The organism is Pseudomonas sp. WS 5027 (genome assembly GCF_012985695.1).
Taxonomy (GTDB): Bacteria; Pseudomonadota; Gammaproteobacteria; order Pseudomonadales; family Pseudomonadaceae; genus Aquipseudomonas; species Aquipseudomonas hygromyciniae.
Genome location: NZ_JAAQWU010000001.1, coordinates 367,344 through 384,811, shown reverse-complemented (window position 1 = coordinate 384,811; position 17,468 = coordinate 367,344). Strand labels below are relative to the sequence as shown.

At 61.7% G+C, this 17,468-nt stretch carries 18 protein-coding genes; 7 read left to right on the top strand and 11 right to left on the bottom strand.

What is annotated here, in order from left to right; translation table 11 throughout:
* Nucleotides 1-22: 22 nt before the first annotated feature.
* Genes HBO09_RS01765 through HBO09_RS01750 form a run of 4 tightly spaced genes read left to right on the top strand, consistent with a single transcriptional unit; the run spans nt 23 to nt 3,166 of the window.
* Nucleotides 23-1,420, top strand: a complete 1,398-nt coding sequence (locus tag HBO09_RS01765; RefSeq protein WP_169991207.1) for a hypothetical protein — start codon at nt 23-25, stop codon at nt 1,418-1,420.
* A 10-nt stretch (nt 1,421-1,430) separates the two neighbouring features.
* Nucleotides 1,431-1,799 carry a YcfL family protein gene (locus HBO09_RS01760; RefSeq protein WP_029289599.1) on the top strand — a complete coding sequence of 123 codons (369 nt, stop codon included), beginning with the start codon at nt 1,431-1,433 and terminating at the stop codon, nt 1,797-1,799.
* A gap of 35 nt (nt 1,800-1,834) precedes the next feature.
* Entirely contained in the window at nt 1,835-2,422 is a 588-nt protein-coding gene (gene lpoB / locus HBO09_RS01755) for a penicillin-binding protein activator LpoB (protein WP_029289601.1), read from the top strand.
* 3 nt (nt 2,423-2,425) lie between these two features.
* Nucleotides 2,426-3,166: a penicillin-binding protein activator LpoB gene (locus HBO09_RS01750; protein ID WP_169991205.1), complete on the top strand. Its 741-nt coding sequence runs from the start codon at nt 2,426-2,428 to the stop codon at nt 3,164-3,166.
* A gap of 61 nt (nt 3,167-3,227) precedes the next feature.
* Here HBO09_RS01750 and HBO09_RS01745 read toward each other — a convergent pair whose 3' ends face one another.
* From HBO09_RS01745 to HBO09_RS01735, 3 genes are all read right to left on the bottom strand, one after another.
* Nucleotides 3,228-3,860: a LysE family transporter gene (locus HBO09_RS01745; RefSeq protein WP_169991203.1), complete on the bottom strand. Its 633-nt coding sequence runs from the start codon at nt 3,858-3,860 to the stop codon at nt 3,228-3,230.
* 71 nt (nt 3,861-3,931) lie between these two features.
* Nucleotides 3,932-4,501, bottom strand: a complete 570-nt coding sequence (locus HBO09_RS01740; RefSeq protein WP_169991201.1) for a mechanosensitive ion channel family protein — start codon at nt 4,499-4,501, stop codon at nt 3,932-3,934.
* Complete coding sequence (locus HBO09_RS01735; protein ID WP_169991199.1) at nt 4,501-6,411, bottom strand: ATP-binding cassette domain-containing protein; 1,911 nt, start codon at nt 6,409-6,411, stop codon at nt 4,501-4,503. The genes HBO09_RS01740 and HBO09_RS01735 overlap by 1 nt, the downstream gene beginning before the upstream one ends.
* Nucleotides 6,412-6,461: 50 nt before the next feature.
* Here HBO09_RS01735 and HBO09_RS01730 point away from each other — a divergent pair, with 50 nt between their 5' ends.
* Nucleotides 6,462-6,926 carry a TIGR02444 family protein gene (locus HBO09_RS01730; RefSeq protein ID WP_169991197.1) on the top strand — a complete coding sequence of 155 codons (465 nt, stop codon included), beginning with the start codon at nt 6,462-6,464 and terminating at the stop codon, nt 6,924-6,926.
* Here HBO09_RS01730 and HBO09_RS01725 read toward each other — a convergent pair.
* Nucleotides 6,923-8,074: an AlgP family protein gene (locus HBO09_RS01725; protein ID WP_170060846.1), complete on the bottom strand. Its 1,152-nt coding sequence runs from the start codon at nt 8,072-8,074 to the stop codon at nt 6,923-6,925. The genes HBO09_RS01730 and HBO09_RS01725 overlap by 4 nt on opposite strands.
* A gap of 192 nt (nt 8,075-8,266) precedes the next feature.
* On the opposite strand from HBO09_RS01725, the gene HBO09_RS01720 reads away from it, so the two are divergent.
* Nucleotides 8,267-8,932: an FKBP-type peptidyl-prolyl cis-trans isomerase gene (locus HBO09_RS01720; protein WP_169991193.1), complete on the top strand. Its 666-nt coding sequence runs from the start codon at nt 8,267-8,269 to the stop codon at nt 8,930-8,932.
* Nucleotides 8,933-8,985: 53 nt separating this feature from the next.
* On the opposite strand, the gene rsd is transcribed toward HBO09_RS01720, so the two are convergent.
* The 7 genes from rsd to HBO09_RS01685 all read right to left on the bottom strand — a co-directional run bounded on the left by rsd (nt 8,986) and on the right by HBO09_RS01685 (nt 15,371).
* Nucleotides 8,986-9,438, bottom strand: a complete 453-nt coding sequence (gene rsd, locus HBO09_RS01715; protein WP_169991191.1) for a sigma D regulator — start codon at nt 9,436-9,438, stop codon at nt 8,986-8,988.
* Between the two features lie 205 nt (nt 9,439-9,643).
* Nucleotides 9,644-10,165 (bottom strand): disulfide bond formation protein B, encoded by a 522-nt coding sequence (locus HBO09_RS01710; protein ID WP_169991188.1) that lies wholly within the window; start codon nt 10,163-10,165, stop codon nt 9,644-9,646.
* 236 nt (nt 10,166-10,401) lie between these two features.
* Nucleotides 10,402-11,643: a heme biosynthesis protein HemY gene (locus HBO09_RS01705; protein WP_169991186.1), complete on the bottom strand. Its 1,242-nt coding sequence runs from the start codon at nt 11,641-11,643 to the stop codon at nt 10,402-10,404.
* Between the two features lie 5 nt (nt 11,644-11,648).
* Nucleotides 11,649-12,761, bottom strand: coding sequence for a uroporphyrinogen-III C-methyltransferase (locus HBO09_RS01700; RefSeq protein WP_169991184.1), 1,113 nt, complete (start codon nt 12,759-12,761; stop codon nt 11,649-11,651).
* Nucleotides 12,762-12,780: 19 nt separating this feature from the next.
* A complete protein-coding gene (locus HBO09_RS01695) occupies nt 12,781-13,548 on the bottom strand; it encodes a uroporphyrinogen-III synthase (RefSeq protein WP_169991182.1) in 768 nt (255 codons plus the stop codon).
* Entirely contained in the window at nt 13,545-14,486 is a 942-nt protein-coding gene (gene hemC / locus HBO09_RS01690) for a hydroxymethylbilane synthase (RefSeq protein ID WP_169991180.1), read from the bottom strand. Before hemC ends, HBO09_RS01695 begins: the two co-directional genes overlap by 4 nt.
* A 138-nt stretch (nt 14,487-14,624) precedes the next feature.
* A complete protein-coding gene (locus HBO09_RS01685; protein WP_169991178.1) occupies nt 14,625-15,371 on the bottom strand; it encodes a LytTR family DNA-binding domain-containing protein in 747 nt (248 codons plus the stop codon).
* A 551-nt stretch (nt 15,372-15,922) separates the two neighbouring features.
* Between HBO09_RS01685 and argH the strand changes: the two genes are divergently transcribed.
* Entirely contained in the window at nt 15,923-17,317 is a 1,395-nt protein-coding gene (gene argH / locus HBO09_RS01680; RefSeq protein WP_029289628.1) for an argininosuccinate lyase, read from the top strand.
* The last annotated feature ends 151 nt before the right edge of the window (nt 17,318-17,468 follow it).

Below are 17,468 nucleotides of genomic sequence, written 5' to 3'. Positions count from 1 at the left end.
CGCTCAGGGAAGCAGCATTCCAATGGCATCTCGCATCTTCATCGCCCTTGCACTCACTGCGGCCACGCTGCTGTCGGGTTGTTCGATGTTCCGCAGTTACGACACGGAACTGCAAGCCACCAACCAGCAGTTGGCCAGCGGCAATGTGGATGGCGCGCTGACCCTGCTGGAGAAAAACAACAGCAGCGAAGACAAAGACCTTCTCTACTATTTTGAAAAAGGCGAGCTGCTGCGCGCCAAAGGCGACCTGGCCGGTAGCCAGGCGGCCTGGCACCGCGCAGACCTGGTGGTCTACAAGTGGGAAGAGTCGGTGAAGTTCGACACCGAGCGCTATCTGGCGCAGTTCGGCAGCTTCCTGGTCAATGACAAGGTGCGGCGCTACGAAGGCTATGATTACGAAAAAGTCATGCTCACCACCCAGATGGCGCTGAACCGACTGGCGGTCAACGACTTTGACGGCGCACGCACCGAAATCAAGAAAACCCACGAACGCGAATCCGTGATCGCCGAGCTGCGGGACAAGGAATACCTCAAGCGCGAAAACGAAGCCGAGCGCCAGGGCGTGGCCACCCAGTTCAAGGATCTGCGCGGCTACCCGGTGGAGAGCCTCGATGCGCCGGACGTGGTCGGCCTGAAGAACAGCTACCAGAGCGCTTTCAGTCATTACCTGGCTGGCTTCGTCTATGAGGCCCTGGGCGAAAAGGACCTGGCCGCGCCGGGCTATCGCAAGGCCGCCGAATTGCGCCCCAACACGCCGCTGCTGGAACAGGCATTGCTGGATCTGGACGCGTCCAGCGTGGCGGCTGACGAAAGCGACGTGCTGATCGTAGTGCAGAGTGGCCTGGCGCCGGCTCGCGACTCGATCCGCCTGCCACTGCCAATCCCCATCGACGGGCATTGGGTGATCACACCGCTGTCGTTCCCGGTGATCAAGCCAGACACCTCGACGGCCACTTTTGCGCAGATCGGCGTCGATGGCCGCCAGCAGAACCTCACGGCCCTCAACAGCACCACCGCCATGTCACGCCGCGCCCTGCGCGACGACATGCCAGGGATCATCCTGCGCACCACCGTGCGCGCCATCAGCCGTGGTGTGACGCAAAAGAACCTGAACCAGACCAACCCCATGGCCGGCCTGGTGCTGGGCATCGCCTCCGCCGTCAGCGAGGGTGCCGACACGCGCACCTGGCGCACCCTGCCGGACGTCACCCAGGTCACGCGCCTGCGCCTCAAGCATGGCGAGCATCAGGTGAGCCTGCCCAATGCCCTGGGCGGCACGTTGGTGACGGTCAAGGCCGAACAACGCCACCAAGTGATTACCTTGCGCGTGGTCGGCAACCAGGTATTCGCCAGCGGCCTGGCGGCCCATGTGACCGCGAGCAACCCGGCCCAGGCGGTCGCCAGCCTCAAACAACCTTAAGGAGCACGCTATGCGTCATTTCATCCTCGGCGCCCTGGCGCTGATCTTCCTCGCCGGCTGCGCCACCCCGCCACCGGAACCGGGCAGCGCGGCGAGCAAAGTCGTGGTGATGGGCAAGTTCAAGGGCATCGCTGTCGGCGCCATTCGGGTGGCCCGCGAAAACGGCTTCCTGACGGCCAAGGTGCAATTGAGCAACATCACCAGCAGCAACCAGATGATGTATTACCGCTTCGCCTGGCTGGGTGCCGATGGCTTCCCGGTGGGCGACGAAGAAACCTGGAAAGTGCTGAACCTCTACGCCAACCAGGCCACCTTCCTGCCGGCGATCGCCAACCTACCCCAGGCCGCCGACTTCCGCCTTGAAGTCAAGACGCCTTGAACCTGCCCCCTATTCAGTTTTCGAGAGACATTCCCATGTTTGCACGCTTTTCGTTCCTCGCCGTGATCGCCGCCCTGGCCAGCGGCTGCGCTAATACCTCGCCGGTCATCGGCGGCAAAAATATCAGCTACGGCGATACCAAAGCCGTGGAATTGGTGACCAACGAGTTCGGTTCCACCGACCTGCAGATGATCGCCGAAAGCATGACCCGCTCCCTGGCGCAGTCCGGCATTCTCCAGGGCCGCCCGGTGGTGCAGGTGTATGACGTGAAGAACAAGACCAGCGAATACATCGATACCCGCGAGATCACCACCTCGATCAAGACCCAACTGATGAAGACCGGCACCGCCCGCTTCGCCAGCGACAATACTGACATGCAAAGCCAGGTCGACCAGCTCAAGCTGCAAAACCAGAGCGGCCTGTACAAGAAGTCCACGGTCAGCAAGACCGGCAATATGGTCGCGGCCAAGTACCGCCTGGAAGGCTCCATCAGCTCCATCGTCAAGCGCAGCGCCGACTACAAAGACGTGTTCTACAAGTTCAGCCTGCAACTGGTCGACGTCGAAAGCGGCCTGGCCGAATGGATGGACGAAAAAGAAATCCGCAAGACCACGGAGCGCTAAGCCATGCGCCCATGGATCGGCATCATCGCCCTGCTGTGCAGCTTTGGCGCCTGGGCGGCGCCAAAAATCGCCGTGACGGACCTGGCCTACGAGGCGCGAGTGGAGCAATACATCCACGCCGTCGCGGCGAGCAACAACTTCCAGGCCAGCCCCTACAACGCCAGCGGCGCGTCCAGCTACGCCGAGTTTGAAAGCCGCGACAGCTACATCGAACAGGGCGAGCTGCGCAAATTCGGCGGCGATATCAAGGGCGAAATCCTCAAGTCGCGCCAGTTTCAGCTGGTCCAGGGCACGCCCTACACCAGCGAGGCCAAGGGCGATGTGTACGACGTGATTAAACGGATCAAGGCCGGCCACTTCAAAGGCGCCGACTATGTGCTGTTTGGCACCTTGTCGGATATCGACTTCACCCAGGACATCAACGCCCTGGATAACACCAACAGCTATTCAGCGGTGCTGGGGCTGGCGGTCGTGGCGGATTTCAGCCTGATCAACACCCGCACCTACGAGATCACCTCGGCGTTCACCGCCATGGGTGAAGGCCAGGACACCAAGCTGGTGAGCAGTCGCGACGCGCGCGTCAGCCTGAGCCGGCCACGGGTGGTGAAGGAGGTATCGAAAACCTTGGGTGAGGATGTGGTGCGCCAGCTGCAGGAGCAACTGGGCGGCGGCTATCAAGAGCCCGGCCAGCCAGCGTTGCGCAATAACCTGCCAAGGGACGAAGCGCCGAAAATCCTGCGCTGAACCCAAAACCAATGTAGGAGCCGGCAAGCCGGCTCCTACAGTTTTGATTCGGTTTCTTCAGTCAGGCCGTGGCACGGTGCAGGCTGGCGAGGAAACCCGCAGCGCCCACGAACAACCCGGCAAACGTGCGGTTCACGCGCCTCTGCTGCTTGGGCGTGCGCAACAGGCGCAACACTTTGGACGCCAGCCCCGTGTAGCCGGCCATTACGATCATATCCACGCCGATCATCGTCGCGCCGAGGATCAGGTACTGGATCAGCAGCGGCGCCTGCGGGTTCACGAACTGCGGCAGCACCGCCAGCATGAACACCAGGGCCTTGGGGTTGCTGGCGTTCACCAGAAAACCACGGAACATCATCGACATGGGCTTGCCGATGGGGCGCACGGCAGCGTCATCGGTCAGGTCCATGGGCAAGGCACGCCATTGCTTGACGGCCAGGTACACAAGGTAGGCCACGCCGAACCATTTGATCGCGTAGAAGGCGGTAGACGACGCCGCAAGCACCGCCCCGAGGCCGCCAGCAACCACGGCAATCTGCATCGCCAGGCCCAGTTGCAGGCCGATGGCATTCCAGTAACCGCGCACAAAACCGTATTGCAGGCCGCTGGACATCGAGGCGATGGCGCCCGCGCCGGGAGAGAGACTGATGATCCAACTGGCCAGGAAGAAGGCCAGCCATGTGTCGAGCGCCATTGCACACCTCGTAGCAAATTCGTTGTGAGCACTAAGCTAACTCCGACGGCCGAGGGCTGGCTAGAGTTTTTTCAGGATAAGGGGCTGACGTCGCTACCGCGCCAGCGGCGTACCGAACGCTGGAAGAACAGGCTGTTGGGCACTTGCACCACGGCGCTGTCGGTGCCCGCCTCGGCCACTTCGATCAGCGTGGTGTAAAGCAGGTTGATCGCGATCACCCGGCCTTTGACGCCCGGCTTGTCGACGGTATCCACCAACTCCACCACATCGCCCAGGCGAAACGGCCCGACGGTGAAGATCAGGATCGCGCACAGCAGGTTGGACAACACCGACCACATGGCAAAGAACGCCACCGCTGCCACGGCCACAAAGCCCGACAGCGCGGTCCACAGCACAGTGGCCGACACCCCCAGGCGTTCGAGGACGAAGATCAGCGCACTGCCCATGATCAGCCAGCGCAGGCCACCGCGCAGGGGCATCAGCAGTTGCGGCGGGAACGGGTAGCGCTCGCCCAGACGCGTCAGGCCCTTGGCGACGAAGCGCTGGGCCAGGTAGCCTGCCAGCAGGATCAGCAGGATTTGCACGCCGACCCACACCGGTTCGATCCATTGCGCAGGCAGCGGCAGTTGCAAGGCTTCCATCAGGACAGCGCCTCCAACTCCGCTTGCAGGCCTTCCAGCAGTTCGAGGGCTTCCATCCAGGTTTCCTCCAATTGCCCTTCGCGCACCTTCAGCTTGGCCTGTTCGGCCAGCAGGTCGCGCAGTTCATCCTTGCGGGCCGCTTCGTACACCGCACTGTCGCCGAGGCTTGCTTCGATCTTGGCCAGGCGTTCGTGGACCTTGCCCAATTCGGCCTCGAGCTTGTCGGCTTCGCGCTTGTGCGGCGCCAACTGCTGGCGCAGGGCCGCGGCGGCCTGGCGCTGGGCTTTCTTGTCGGTCTTGTCCGGGTTGACCGGGGTGTTGCTGACCGGCGCGTTACGCAGCCGATAGTCAGTCAGCCAACGGGCGTAGTCGTCCAGGTCACCGTCAAACTCTTCGACCTTGCCATCGGCCACCAGCAGGAAGTTATCGGTGGTGCTCTTGAGCAGGTGGCGATCGTGAGACACCACCAGTACCGCACCGCTGAATTCCTGCAGGGCCATGGTCAGCGCCAGGCGCATTTCCAGGTCCAGGTGGTTGGTCGGTTCGTCGAGCAGAAGCAGGTTTGGCCGGTCCCAGGCGATCAGGGCCAGGGCCAGGCGAGCTTTTTCGCCGCCGGAGAAATTCAACACCGGCTCATCGATGCGCGCGCCACGGAAGTCGAAACCACCCAGGAAGTCGCGCAGGGTCTGCTCGCGCTCGGTCGGCGCCAGGCGCTGCAAATGCAGAAGCGGGCTGGCCTTGGCGTCGAGGGAGTCCAGCTGATGCTGGGCGAAGTAGCCCACCACCAGGTTCTCGCCACGGGTCAGGCGTCCGGCCAGGGGTTGCAGCTCGCCTGACAGGTTCTTGATCAGTGTGGACTTGCCCGCACCGTTAGGCCCGAGCAAACCGATGCGCGCACCCGGGGTGAGTTGCAGCTTGACCTTCTCCAGGATGGTTTTGTCGCCATAACCCAGGCGTGCATCCGAGAGGTCCAGCAAGGGGCTGGAGATTTTCACCGACTCGCGGAATACAAAGTCGAACGGCGAATCGACGTGGGCCGCCGACAGCTCTTCCATGCGCTCCAGGGCCTTGATCCGGCTCTGGGCCTGGCGGGCCTTGGTGGCCTGGGCCTTGAACCGGGCGATGTAGCTTTCCATGTGCGCACGCTGCGCCTGTTGCTTCTCGAAAGCCTGTTGCTGCTGGGCCAGGCGTTCGGCGCGGGCCCGCTCGAACGCTGTGTAGCCGCCGCGATAGAGGGTGATTTTCTTCTGTTCGACATGGGCGATGTTATCGACCACAGCGTCGAGGAAATCCCGGTCGTGGGAAATCAGCAGCAAGGTGCCTGGGTAGCTCTTGAGGAAATCCTCCAGCCACAGGATCGCATCGAGATCCAAGTGGTTGGTGGGTTCGTCAAGCAGCAACAGGTCTGACGGGCACATCAGCGCCTGGGCCAGGTTCAGGCGCATGCGCCAGCCACCGGAGAAGTCGGCGACCGGGCGATCCATCTGTTCGTTGGTGAACCCAAGGCCGGCGAGCATCTTGCGCGCGCGTGCGTCGGCGGTGTAGCCGTCGGCACTGTCGAGTTCCGAGTGCAGGCGGGCCTGGGCCGCACCATCCTGGGCTTTCTCGGCCTCGGCCAGGTCGTGTTGCACCTGGCGCAGGCGCAGGTCGCCATCGAGCACGTAGTCGATCGCGATGCGGTCCAGGGTGTCGATCTCCTGGCGCATATGGGCGATACGCCAGTCGGCTGGCAGCAGGCAGTCCCCGGAATCCGGGGTCAGCTCACCGAGCAACAGGGCGAACAACGTGGATTTGCCGGCGCCGTTGGCACCGATCAGACCGGCTTTGTGACCGGCGTGCAGGGTCAGCTCGGCGTCTTCAAGAAGACGTTGCGGGCCACGCTGTAATGTTAGGCTTTGAAGTCGGATCATAATGGCGGCGGAGTCTACCAGCTTCGTTGGCCGCTGGCTTGGGTGTGAACATGTGCGCTGACCTGTGGAGCTTTGCCCTCTCGACCTACGCCCGTGCGGGTGCTGAAGATGCCTACCTGCGCTTGCAGGAGCAAGGGGCGGATGTGTGCCTGTTGTTGTGTGGGTTGTGGCTGGAACAGCGCGGGGTCGTACCCGAACCTGAACGCGTACAGGCGCTGCGAACAATCGCCCAGCCCTGGCAGGCAGATGTAGTGCAGCCTTTGCGCAGGGTGCGCAAACAATGGCGCGCCATGGCGCAGCAGGATGTGGAGCTGGGAGCGCTGCGCGAGCGGGTCAAGGCCCTGGAGCTGGAAGCTGAACGGCAGTTGTTGTTACGTCTGGAGGCGCTGGCACAGAGTTGGCCGACGGGGGAGCAAGCCACGGATCAGGCATGGCTTGAAGCATTGGCGACCGAAGCCGCCAACCTCGACCACGACGCGCTGCATCAGCTGCGCGCCGCGGTCACCGGCACTTAGGAAGCGCTGGTTGGGGTGGTGCCTGGCACTACCGGGGCAGACGTGCTGCTGGGTGCAGGGGTAGCCGCTGGAGCTGCCGGTGCAGCTGGGGTTGCGGGCTTTGCAGCAACTGGCTTGGCGGCTGGCTTTGCAGCAGCAGGTTTGGCCACTGGCTTGGCAGCTGGTTTCGCAGCAGCAGGTTTAGCGGCCGGCTTAGCGGCTGGTTTCGCAGCGGCGGTTTTAGCAACCGGCTTGGCGGCTGGTTTTGCAGCAGCAGGTTTCGCAGCTGGCTTAGCGGCTGGTTTTGCAGCAGCGGTTTTGGCAACTGGCTTGGCGGCTGGTTTTGCGGCAGCAGGTTTCGCAGCTGGCTTAGCGGCTGGTTTCGCAGCAGCAGGTTTCGCAGCTGGCTTGGCGGCTGGTTTTGCAGCAGCGGTTTTGGCAACTGGCTTGGCAGCTGGTTTTGCAGCAGCGGTTTTAGCAGCTGGCTTGGCGGCTGGTTTCGCAGCAGCAGTTTTGGCAGCTGGCTTGGCGACTGGTTTCGCAGCAGCGGTTTTGGCAGCTGGCTTGGCGGCTGGTTTTGCAGCAGCGGTTTTGGCAGCTGGCTTGGCGGCTGGTTTTGCAGCAGCGGTTTTGGCAACTGGCTTGGCGGCTGGTTTTGCAGCAGCAGTTTTAGCAGCTGGCTTGGCGGCTACTTTCGCAGGCGCTTTTTTAGTCGCAGGCTTGGCCGCAACTTTAGCCGAAGCCTTGGCAGCAACTGCCTTGGCCGGTGTCCGAGTGCTCAGGACTTTGGCCACTGCTTCTTTCACACGACCAACGCCCTGGGCCAGTTTCAGGCTCTCTTGGGCATCGCGCTTGAGTTGAAGAATGTAGGTGCGGGTTTCGGATTGACGATCCTTGAGGGCATCGAGCAAGTCCTCAAGTTCTTTCACGGCGCCTTTGGCTTTGGTTTGCGCCTTGGCTTTGCCGGCAGTCGCGGCGTCTTGCAGTTTGATGCGGGATTTATGCAGTTTTTCTTGAGCCTTGCCGCGTTGTTTTTCCAGCTTGGCGAGCAGTTTCTCTGCATCAGCCAAGGCTTGGGAGCAAGCACTTTCCAAGTGTTCGAGCAGGCTGCCCGAGAGTTGTTGGAGCAAGTGCAACGGGGTATTAACAGGCTTCTGTTTGGCCGACATGGTTTACCTCCTGGCTGACGTGGGTGCGGCTCATACTAGCCCTCTGCTCTTACCGCCGCTAGGGCATGTTGACAGTATCGAATGCGTTGCGTTGCACCGCACAAAAATTCTTATCGATATAACGAAAAACCACTCCATTCTTTACCCCTGCGCACTGGCATAATCCACCGCACTTTCGGCTGGAGAATACCCATGTCGCGTTACCTTTTTTTCATCCTGGGTTTGTCGTTTTCGGTGGCCAATGCGAGTGAACCGACGGCGTCCTCAGACCGCCACGACCTGGCCTACAGCCTGGGCGCCAGCCTTGGCGAACGCCTGCGCCAGGAAGTCCCCGACCTGCAGATCCAGGCCTTGCTCGACGGTCTCAAACAAGCTTATCAAGGTAAGCCCCTGGCCCTGGATGACGCACGCATCGAACAGATTCTGGCCGGGCACGAAGCGCAGGCCAGCGGTCAGACACAAGTGCCGCAAAGCGAAAAGGCTCTCGCCGCTGAACAACAATTCCTGAGCACGGAAAAAACCAGGAGCGGTGTGCGCGAATTGGCAGACGGTATTTTGCTCACGGAGTTGGCCCCTGGTAGCGGGAAAAAGCCGGGCGCCAATGATCGGGTTCAAGTGAAGTACGTGGGACGATTGCCGGATGGGGCGATTTTCGACCAGAGCACGCAGCCCCAATGGTTTCGCCTGGACAGCGTGATCAGCGGCTGGCAAAGCGCGCTGCAACAGATGCCGGTAGGCGCAAAATGGCGCCTGGTGATTCCTTCTGCACAAGCCTATGGCGCAGACGGTGCGGGCGAGCTGATCGCGCCTTACACACCACTGGTTTTCGAGATAGAGCTGCTTGCAACCGGTACCTGACCCAATAAAAAACGGTGCGTCATGCGCACCGTTTTTTGTCTTGCCGCTGAGGGTCAGGCCTGGGTTGCAGGCTCTTCCTTGTGGGCGTTGTGCAGCACTTCGATCAGGCAGTCTTCCAGCTCGAAACGCTCATGGAGCAAGCCACCCAGCTCTTTGAATTTCGCGGCAACGCACTTACCCTCGTCGCAAAGATCGTTAAACGCCAGGAGCTTTTCGGTGATGACGTCGATGCGCGGGTAAATGGTCTCGGCCAAGTCCAGGCCACGCTGGTCATCGAAGGCCTCGGCCTCCTTGGTCAGTTGCTCATAGACCCCGAAGTGCCCTGCCGAGACGTAGTCCACCAAGACACCACAGAACTCCTGCAGAGGTGCCTTAGCCAGCGCCTCGGGCTTCTCACCCAGAGCATCAAAGGCCCGAACCAATTCGTGACGTGCCTTCAACCAGCTGTCGATCAGCTTATGCACACCACCCCAGCGTTCCTGAGCATTCTGACAACTTTCCAACATGATGATCTCTTCCCTTATGGGCGGTGCCGCTCTCGCCCGCGCGATACGTCGAGGATAAAGCGGCAAGCGGACAAAGCCGCATCGAACAAACTGTTTCAATAACGCGTGCGGGCCAGATTATGCCCCCATGACTATGCCTTCAAGGTACGCAGACCAGAAAGTTCATACAAGTGTTTAATCCCATCCTACGAACCAACCCAGCCAATCAGTGCTTCAAAAGCCGAAAATTCTGACCGGGCAACAGCCGGGAAAACTGCGTCGCCCCCAGTATGAGCATGGCCACGAAGAACAGTAAGCTCCATTCCGGGATGCTCAAGTCGAACAACGTCCAATTGATTTCCACACAGTCGACGGTGCCCTTGAATGCCAATTGCAGGGCTTGCCCCAGGGACAGGTTTTCGATCATGTATTCCAGGCTTGGCCAGCAGTTGGGGATCTGCTCAGGCGGGATGTTCTGCAATAACACCTGGCGCACCGCTGTCACTGCGCCGAGCAACGCACAGCCCATGCTCGCCGCCCAGTACAGGTAGATGCCCACGCGCCTGGGGCCGTGGATCGCCGCTACCAGGTTGATCAGCGTGAACACCGCAAGCAGGCTGCGCTGGATCAGGCATAGGAAGCAAGGCCGCAAAAGAGCCCCGTATTCCAGGTAAAACGACGCGCCCAACGTCAGCACACCGGCCATGAACGCCAGGAAGAACAAGGAGCGTGAGGGGGCCAAAGACATTGTTTATCCGTAACGCAAGAGATAGGTCGTTACGGTAGAGGAAAGACCTTACCCCTTTCAATACGCGCTGGAGCAGACACTTCCGCGAGATCGCAGGGATATCCCGTCAGAGGACAGGTAACTTTACGTGGCGCTGTGTGGGAAACCACCTCAAGCCCCTGAAATCCGCAAAATCGAGGGGTTTTGAAGGGCTGGTTGCCAGATGCTTCTGAGCCAACCCTTCAAAAAATCCTACGTTAAACCCGTGCAGGCACCGGGAGCGGTGAGGCTAGCAAGCGGCTGTCCAACAGCCCCAGGCCCTCCTGGAACAGTTGATTACTGCGCTCGGTATCACCCAACTGCGCCAGCAATCGCGCCAACTCGGCACAGGCCTCGGGGTTGCGTTGTACTTGCAGGCTGCTTTCCAGATAGTCCCGCGCCTTGCCCCACAAACTGTTTTGCAGGCAGAGCCGCCCCAGTGTCAGCAACAGGCTGGCATCCCCCGGATGGTCCTTGAGCCAGCCTTCGGCGAACTTCAATTGCCGTGCCGAATCGCCCCCGCGCAGTAGGCCATACAACCTGATCAGGTGACTGTCGTACCCGCGTTTGAGCGCAACACGTAAAGCCTCTTCGGCCTTGGCATCGGCGCCCAGCTGGCGCAACTGCTCGGCATAGGCCAGTACCAGTTGGGGCTCCTGGCGCTGGGCCGAGGTCAATTGCTGCCAGGCCCGCTCAAGGGATTGCAGTCCGGCTTCGCCATGTTCTTCACGCTGGACGGCCAGGCTCAGGTTTTCACCCCAGGCTCGGCGCTCCAGATCTGCCAACTCGGTGGCGGGCAACACTTTGTCCTTGCGCAGTTCCGGTAAGAGCCGGATCACCGAAGACCAGTCACCGCGCTGCTGGTGCAGGCGCTGGAGCTGACGCAATACCTGGGCGTTGTGCGGATGACGTTCATGCATGGCCTGCAGCGTCACGAGGGCTGCGTCCGTGTCGCCACGGTCCATCTGCAACTGTGCGTGGCTCAAGGCAACCGCCAACTCGGCCTGGGGCTGACGCTCCAGGGCGCGCTCCAACAGGCTGTCGGACTCTTCATAGCGCCCCTGCTCGTTGGCCGCCCGGGCCGCGCCGAGGTAGTACAGCAATGGCTGGCGCTCGGCTTCCGCCGCGCGGTGCAGGTGCCGCTCGGCACTGGCCCAGCGGCCTTCCGCCAGGTCCATCTGCCCCTGTTCGATAGCCACCTGCACCCGCCGGCTGCGATTGCGCCGCGACCAGGGATTGACCACACCGCCGGACGTTGTCACCAGGCCCAGCAGCACCCGCAGCAGATAGATCGCCAGACCGACGACAAACACCGCCACCAGGGTCGACCACAGGCCGGACTCATAATGCAGCACATGGGGATAGCTGATCAGCACATAACCGGTGTGTTTCGAGATGCCCACCGCCAGCGCCAGAGCGAGGGCAATCGCCAGCACCAGGATCACATAGAAACGCTTCATCGGCTTTACTCCTGGGTCGCCGGCTTACCGGCGGAAGCCTTGGCTTCATCGGCAGACAGATGGCGGCGTTCAAGGTAAGCCTGCACCGCAGACAAACTTGCGGCGAGGTCCGGGGTCACCACCGAGACGGCCTTGGGCTCAAGCTCGGTGATACGCGCCAGCATGGCCTGGCTTTGCGGGTTGTCCTGGTTGAAGTTGCCCTGCAATACGCTGCGCGCCTCGCCCAACGCCCGGGCGTACACCGCCGGCTCGCCATTGAGTGCGGCCCATTGCGCCTGCTCCAGCGCCAGGCTCAGGGCCAGGCGCACCTGGTTCAGGCCTTGGCCTGCCAGCAACGGGCGGATGTTGTCATCGGGGTTGAAATCGATACGGAAGTAGCGGGAGATCTGCTCCCACCACTGGCTCCAGCGACTGTCAGTGTCGGTGCTCGGACGACCCTGAGGGCTCTCTTGCAACTGATATTCCGGGGACACGGCAGCCAGTTGCACCACCTGGTCACGCAGCGCCGCCAGTTGCAGGTACAGCCCGGTGCGGTCTGGCTGCTCAACACTGCGCAAGGCCGCCAGGCTCTTGGCCAACTGCTCGCGGGCGGCGTAGGAACCCGGATCGCTCTGCTCACGCAGGATCTCATCGGCGCCCTGCACCAGCGCCTGGGCACTGTTGATGTCCTGCAACGCTGACAAGCGCAGGCTGGCCAGACGCAGCAAATGCTCGGCTTCGGCCAGGCGCCAGTCCTTGCGGCTGGCCCCCAGTACGGTTTCCAGACGCTGGTTCAGGCGTTGCTGGTCGCCCTGCAATTGCGCCACCAGGCGACGGCGTTCTTCCAGCTCATCAGCACCCGGCAATTGTGCCAGGCGCGCGGCCAATTGCTGCTGCGCCTGCTGGATACCCTGGGACTGTTCATCCAGGGTGCGCACCTGCCCCAACTGTTGCTGGCTGCTCGCTTGCAGGGCCCGGACCTGCCAGAGCCCCCAGCCGCCGGCCGCAACACCGGCGGCACCAAGCAGCAAAGCAAAGACCGCCAGGCCGTTGCCACGGCGAGGCGTAGTGACCGGGGTCTCAACAGGCGCTTCAAGCGCGGGCTGAGCTTCATCTTTAGGCAAGGCTGTTTCGCTCACGTGTCCATCCTTTGCGTTATTAGAGAGTGGGAACGGGCTGGCTCCGTAACGCCACTAGCAAAGCCGCGGCACTGGCACCGCGGCAATCCACAACTTTTTCCGCGCCCGCAGCCCGCGCCATTTCGGCGACTCGTGGGCTGGGCACGAACAACGGCAACTGTGCCACGCGTGGCCAATCGGCACCCGCGAGGCCTTGCAGATGCAAAAAACCCTGCCCACTGCTGACCACCAGGCCGTTCAAGCGTTCCACATTGATGCGCTGGGTGAGCACATCCAGGTCGTAGGCCGGCAAAAACCGACGGTACAACTCCAGATAATCGACACTAGCACCTTGGCCGCGTAAACGCTCAGCCAGCAACTCTCGCCCCCCCTGCCCCCGCAGGATCAATACACGCGCATCGTCAACAGCGACAGCCTCGCGCAACCTGGGCAATTCAAGCAAGGCCTCGCTGTCATCCCCAACCTCGGGGTAGCTCACATCCAGGCCATGGTCAGCCAGAACCTGGGCCGTGGCCGCGCCGACACTGAACCACGGCAAGGCCGGCACCGCTGGCGCGTACTGGTCGAGCAACTGCAGCGCCCGGCGCGCGGCCGGCTTGCTCACCACGATCACCGCACAATAGCGATCCAGGTCCTGAAAAACCGCCTGGTGCTCGGCAGTGATGGGCAAGGGTTGGGTTTCCAGCAATGGCAGGCTGCTGCTGAAGATACCGACTTCGGACAACGAGGCCGCCAGGGCTGCCGATTCCTCGGCAGGCCGCGTCAGCAGCACACGCCAGCCGGTCACTGCGGACCGGCCTCGCCATAGACTTTTTGCAGAATGGCGCCGGCGCCTTTTGCCAGGAGCTCTTCGGCGACCTGCACGCCCAGGCTCGCAGCCTCGGCTTGTGGCCCGCGGGTTTCAGCCGTGAGCAGCAAACCGCCGTCGGGATCACCCACCAGGCCGCGCAGCCAGAGGTTGTCACCCTCAAGTACCGCGTAGCAGGCAATCGGCACCTGGCAGCCACCGTTGAGGTGCTTGTTCAAGGCGCGCTCGGCGGTGACACGCACTTCGGTTGGCTGGTGATCGAGGGGTTTGAGTAGCGCCTGGATTTCCAGGTCTGCAGTGCGGCATTCGATACCGACTGCACCCTGGCCTCCGGCCGGCAGGCTATCTTCGACACTGATGGCAGAGGTGATGCGCTCTTCAAAGCCCAGGCGAATCAGGCCTGCGGCCGCCAGGATGATCGCGTCGTACTCGCCGGCATCCAGCTTGGCCAGACGGGTATTGACGTTGCCCCGCAGGAAGCGGATCTGCAGGTCCGGGCGACGAGTCAGCAACTGGGCCTGGCGACGCAGGCTGGAGGTGCCGACGATGCTGCCCTGCGGTAGCTCATCAAGGGAAGCGTAGGTATTGGACACGAAGGCATCACGCGGGTCTTCACGCTCGCAGATGCAATACAGGCCCAGGCCTTGGGGAAAGTCCATCGGCACGTCTTTCATCGAGTGCACGGCAATGTCGGCTTCATTCTCCAGCAGAGCGGTTTCCAGCTCCTTGACGAACAAACCCTTGCCACCGATTTTCGACAGCGGCGAGTCGAGCAGCTTGTCGCCACGACTGACCATGGGCACCAGGGACACCGTGAGCCCCGGATGGGCTTGCTCCAGGCGGGCTTTGACGTATTCGGCCTGCCACAAGGCCAGGGCGCTTTTACGGGTGGCGATGCGGATTTCGCGAGAGGACATGGATCAATCCGTACTGAATAGATACGGCAGATAATAACAGCTCAGGCAGAACCGCCTTGATTTGAATCAGCAAGTGCGGGGCCTCCCTGGCCGCTGCGCACCGGGATTCGGGGCATGCAGGTCGCTACAGCCCTCGGGCTAAAGCTGCTGCATCATCTTGCGCACGCCTGCGACATGGCGCCGGCTGACGATCAACGCGTCGCCGTTGAGCCCTTTGAGGAACAGCTGGAAGTGCCCCAGGGGTGTGCGTTGCAGGCGTTCGATGCGCTCGCGAGCCACCAGCGCGTTGCGGTGGATACGTACGAAGCGCTCGCCAAATTCGTCTTCCAGGGCCTTGAGTGGCTCATCGAGCAACACTTCACCGTGCTCGTGACGCAGAGTCACGTACTTGTGATCGGCAATGAAATAAATCACCTGATCCACGGGAATCAGCTCGATCCCCTTGCGGGTTCTCGCGCTGATATGGCTGCGCGGGCCGTTGCCACTTTGCGCCGCCGGCTGGGTCAGGGCAGCCAGTTGTACCCGATTGGGCCGCTCGGCTTTCTTCAAGGCCTTGAGCAGCGCATCGGCCGATACCGGCTTGGCCAGGAAACTGACGCCACTTGCCTCCAGGGTCTCGGAGGAGAACTCCTCGTCGGTCGCGCACAACACCAGCGCCGGCGGCGACTCGCGCTCACTCAAGCGGGCGGCGACCTGCAAGCCATCAAGGCCCGGCATGCGGATATCGAGGAGCACCACGTCCGGCTTGAGGCTTTCGATCAAGGCCAATGCCTCGTCGCCACTGGACGCGCTCGGTTCAAGGGCTGTGTATCCCTCGAGCTCACTGACCATACGGCTCAGTCGCTCGCGGGCTTGGGGTTCGTCATCAACGATCAGGACATTCATATTGCGCTGGATTCCTGCGTGAGTCTCGCACAAGGATAGCGTAGACAGGTGCGGTGACTTCCGTCACGGCGATCCACGCTAAGACTAGCGTGAGCGGCAAAAAGTGCCCCGAGAGCGACACCAATATTTACCCGGACCTGTTCAATACCGCCCAAAACCCGATACCGCAGGGCATCGTCATAGGGTTTGCTGATACTCAATATGAACACCCCCTCTACGTTAAGGTTAGCCTGGAGTTCGACCTCATCGCCTGGCATTGGTGCACTGCACCCCTGTCAGTGCAACTGTAGACGCTCACGAAGCCGACATTGCTCAATCGTCAAATATCGTTTCAATAAACACCCTTTGTTTACCTCAGGATCCGCTCGGGTGAAACCCCCGCTTTCACTCCTGCCTCCAGTCTCATCCCGGACGCGGCCAACGGCAAGGCACTTCGCCATCCATCAAACAAATAAAAATGCCGACGCGGCGTATCAACGCCTCCACGGGCAACCCTGTTATTATCGGCGGCACACTTTCATGCCTCTTTTAAGCAGACCACGAGCGAATCCATGAGCACCGACAAGACCAATCAGTCCTGGGGCGGCCGCTTCAGTGAGCCCGTCGACGCCTTCGTCGCGCGCTTCACCGCCTCCGTCAATTTCGACCAGCGCCTCTATCGCCACGACATCATGGGCTCCATCGCCCACGCCACCATGCTGGCCAAGGTCGGCGTGCTGACCGATGCCGAGCGCGACAGCATCATCGATGGCCTGACCACCATCCGTGGCGAAATCGAGGCCGGCACCTTCGACTGGCGCGTGGACCTTGAAGATGTGCACATGAATATCGAGGCGCGCCTGACCGACCGCATCGGCGTGACCGGCAAGAAGCTGCACACCGGGCGTAGCCGCAACGACCAGGTGGCCACCGATATCCGCTTGTGGCTGCGTGATGAGATCGACCTGATCCTGGGCGAAATCACCCGCCTGCAAAAAGGCCTGCTGGAACAGGCCGAGCGTGAATCGGACACTATCATGCCCGGCTTCACCCACCTGCAGACCGCGCAGCCCGTGACCTTCGGCCACCACCTGTTGGCCTGGTTCGAAATGCTCAGCCGCGACTACGAGCGCCTGGTCGATTGCCGCAAGCGCGCCAATCGCATGCCCCTGGGCAGCGCCGCACTGGCCGGCACCACTTACCCGATCGACCGCGAATACACCGCGCAACTGCTGGGTTTCGACGCCGTGGGCGGCAACTCCCTGGATGGTGTTTCGGATCGTGACTTCGCCATCGAGTTCTGTGCAGCGGCCAGCATTGCGATGATGCACCTGTCGCGCTTCTCCGAAGAGCTGGTGCTATGGACCAGCGCGCAGTTCCAGTTCATCGACCTGCCGGATCGCTTCTGCACCGGCAGTTCGATCATGCCGCAAAAGAAAAACCCCGACGTGCCGGAACTGGTGCGCGGTAAAAGTGGCCGTGTATTCGGTGCGCTGATGGGCCTGCTGACCCTGATGAAAGGCCAGCCCCTGGCCTACAACAAGGACAACCAGGAAGACAAGGAACCGCTGTTCGACGCCGCCGACACCCTGCGCGACTCGTTGCGCGCATTTGCCGACATGATCCCGGCGATCAAGCCCAAGCACGCGATCATGCGTGAAGCGGCCCTGCGCGGTTTCTCCACCGCCACTGACCTTGCGGACTATCTGGTGCGCCGTGGCCTGCCGTTCCGTGACTGCCATGAAATCGTCGGGCATGCGGTGAAATACGGCGTAGATACCGGCAAGGACCTGGCGGAAATGAGCCTGGAAGAGCTGCGCCAGTTCAGCGATCAGATCGAGCAAGATGTGTTTGCAGTGCTGACCCTGGAAGGTTCGGTCAATGCCCGTAACCACATCGGCGGCACCGCACCGGCCCAGGTCAAGGCGGCAGTCGCGCGCGGCCAGGCGCTGCTCGCTAGCCGCTAAAAGCATCGCAGGCAAGCCAGCTCCCACCTTTGACCGGGGCCTTCAACCACCTCGGTCAACTGTGGAAGCAGGCTTGTGTGGGAGCTGGCTTGCCTGCGATAGCATCACCTTAGTGTCACTGACACACCGAGGTGCCTGCATCGCGAGCAAG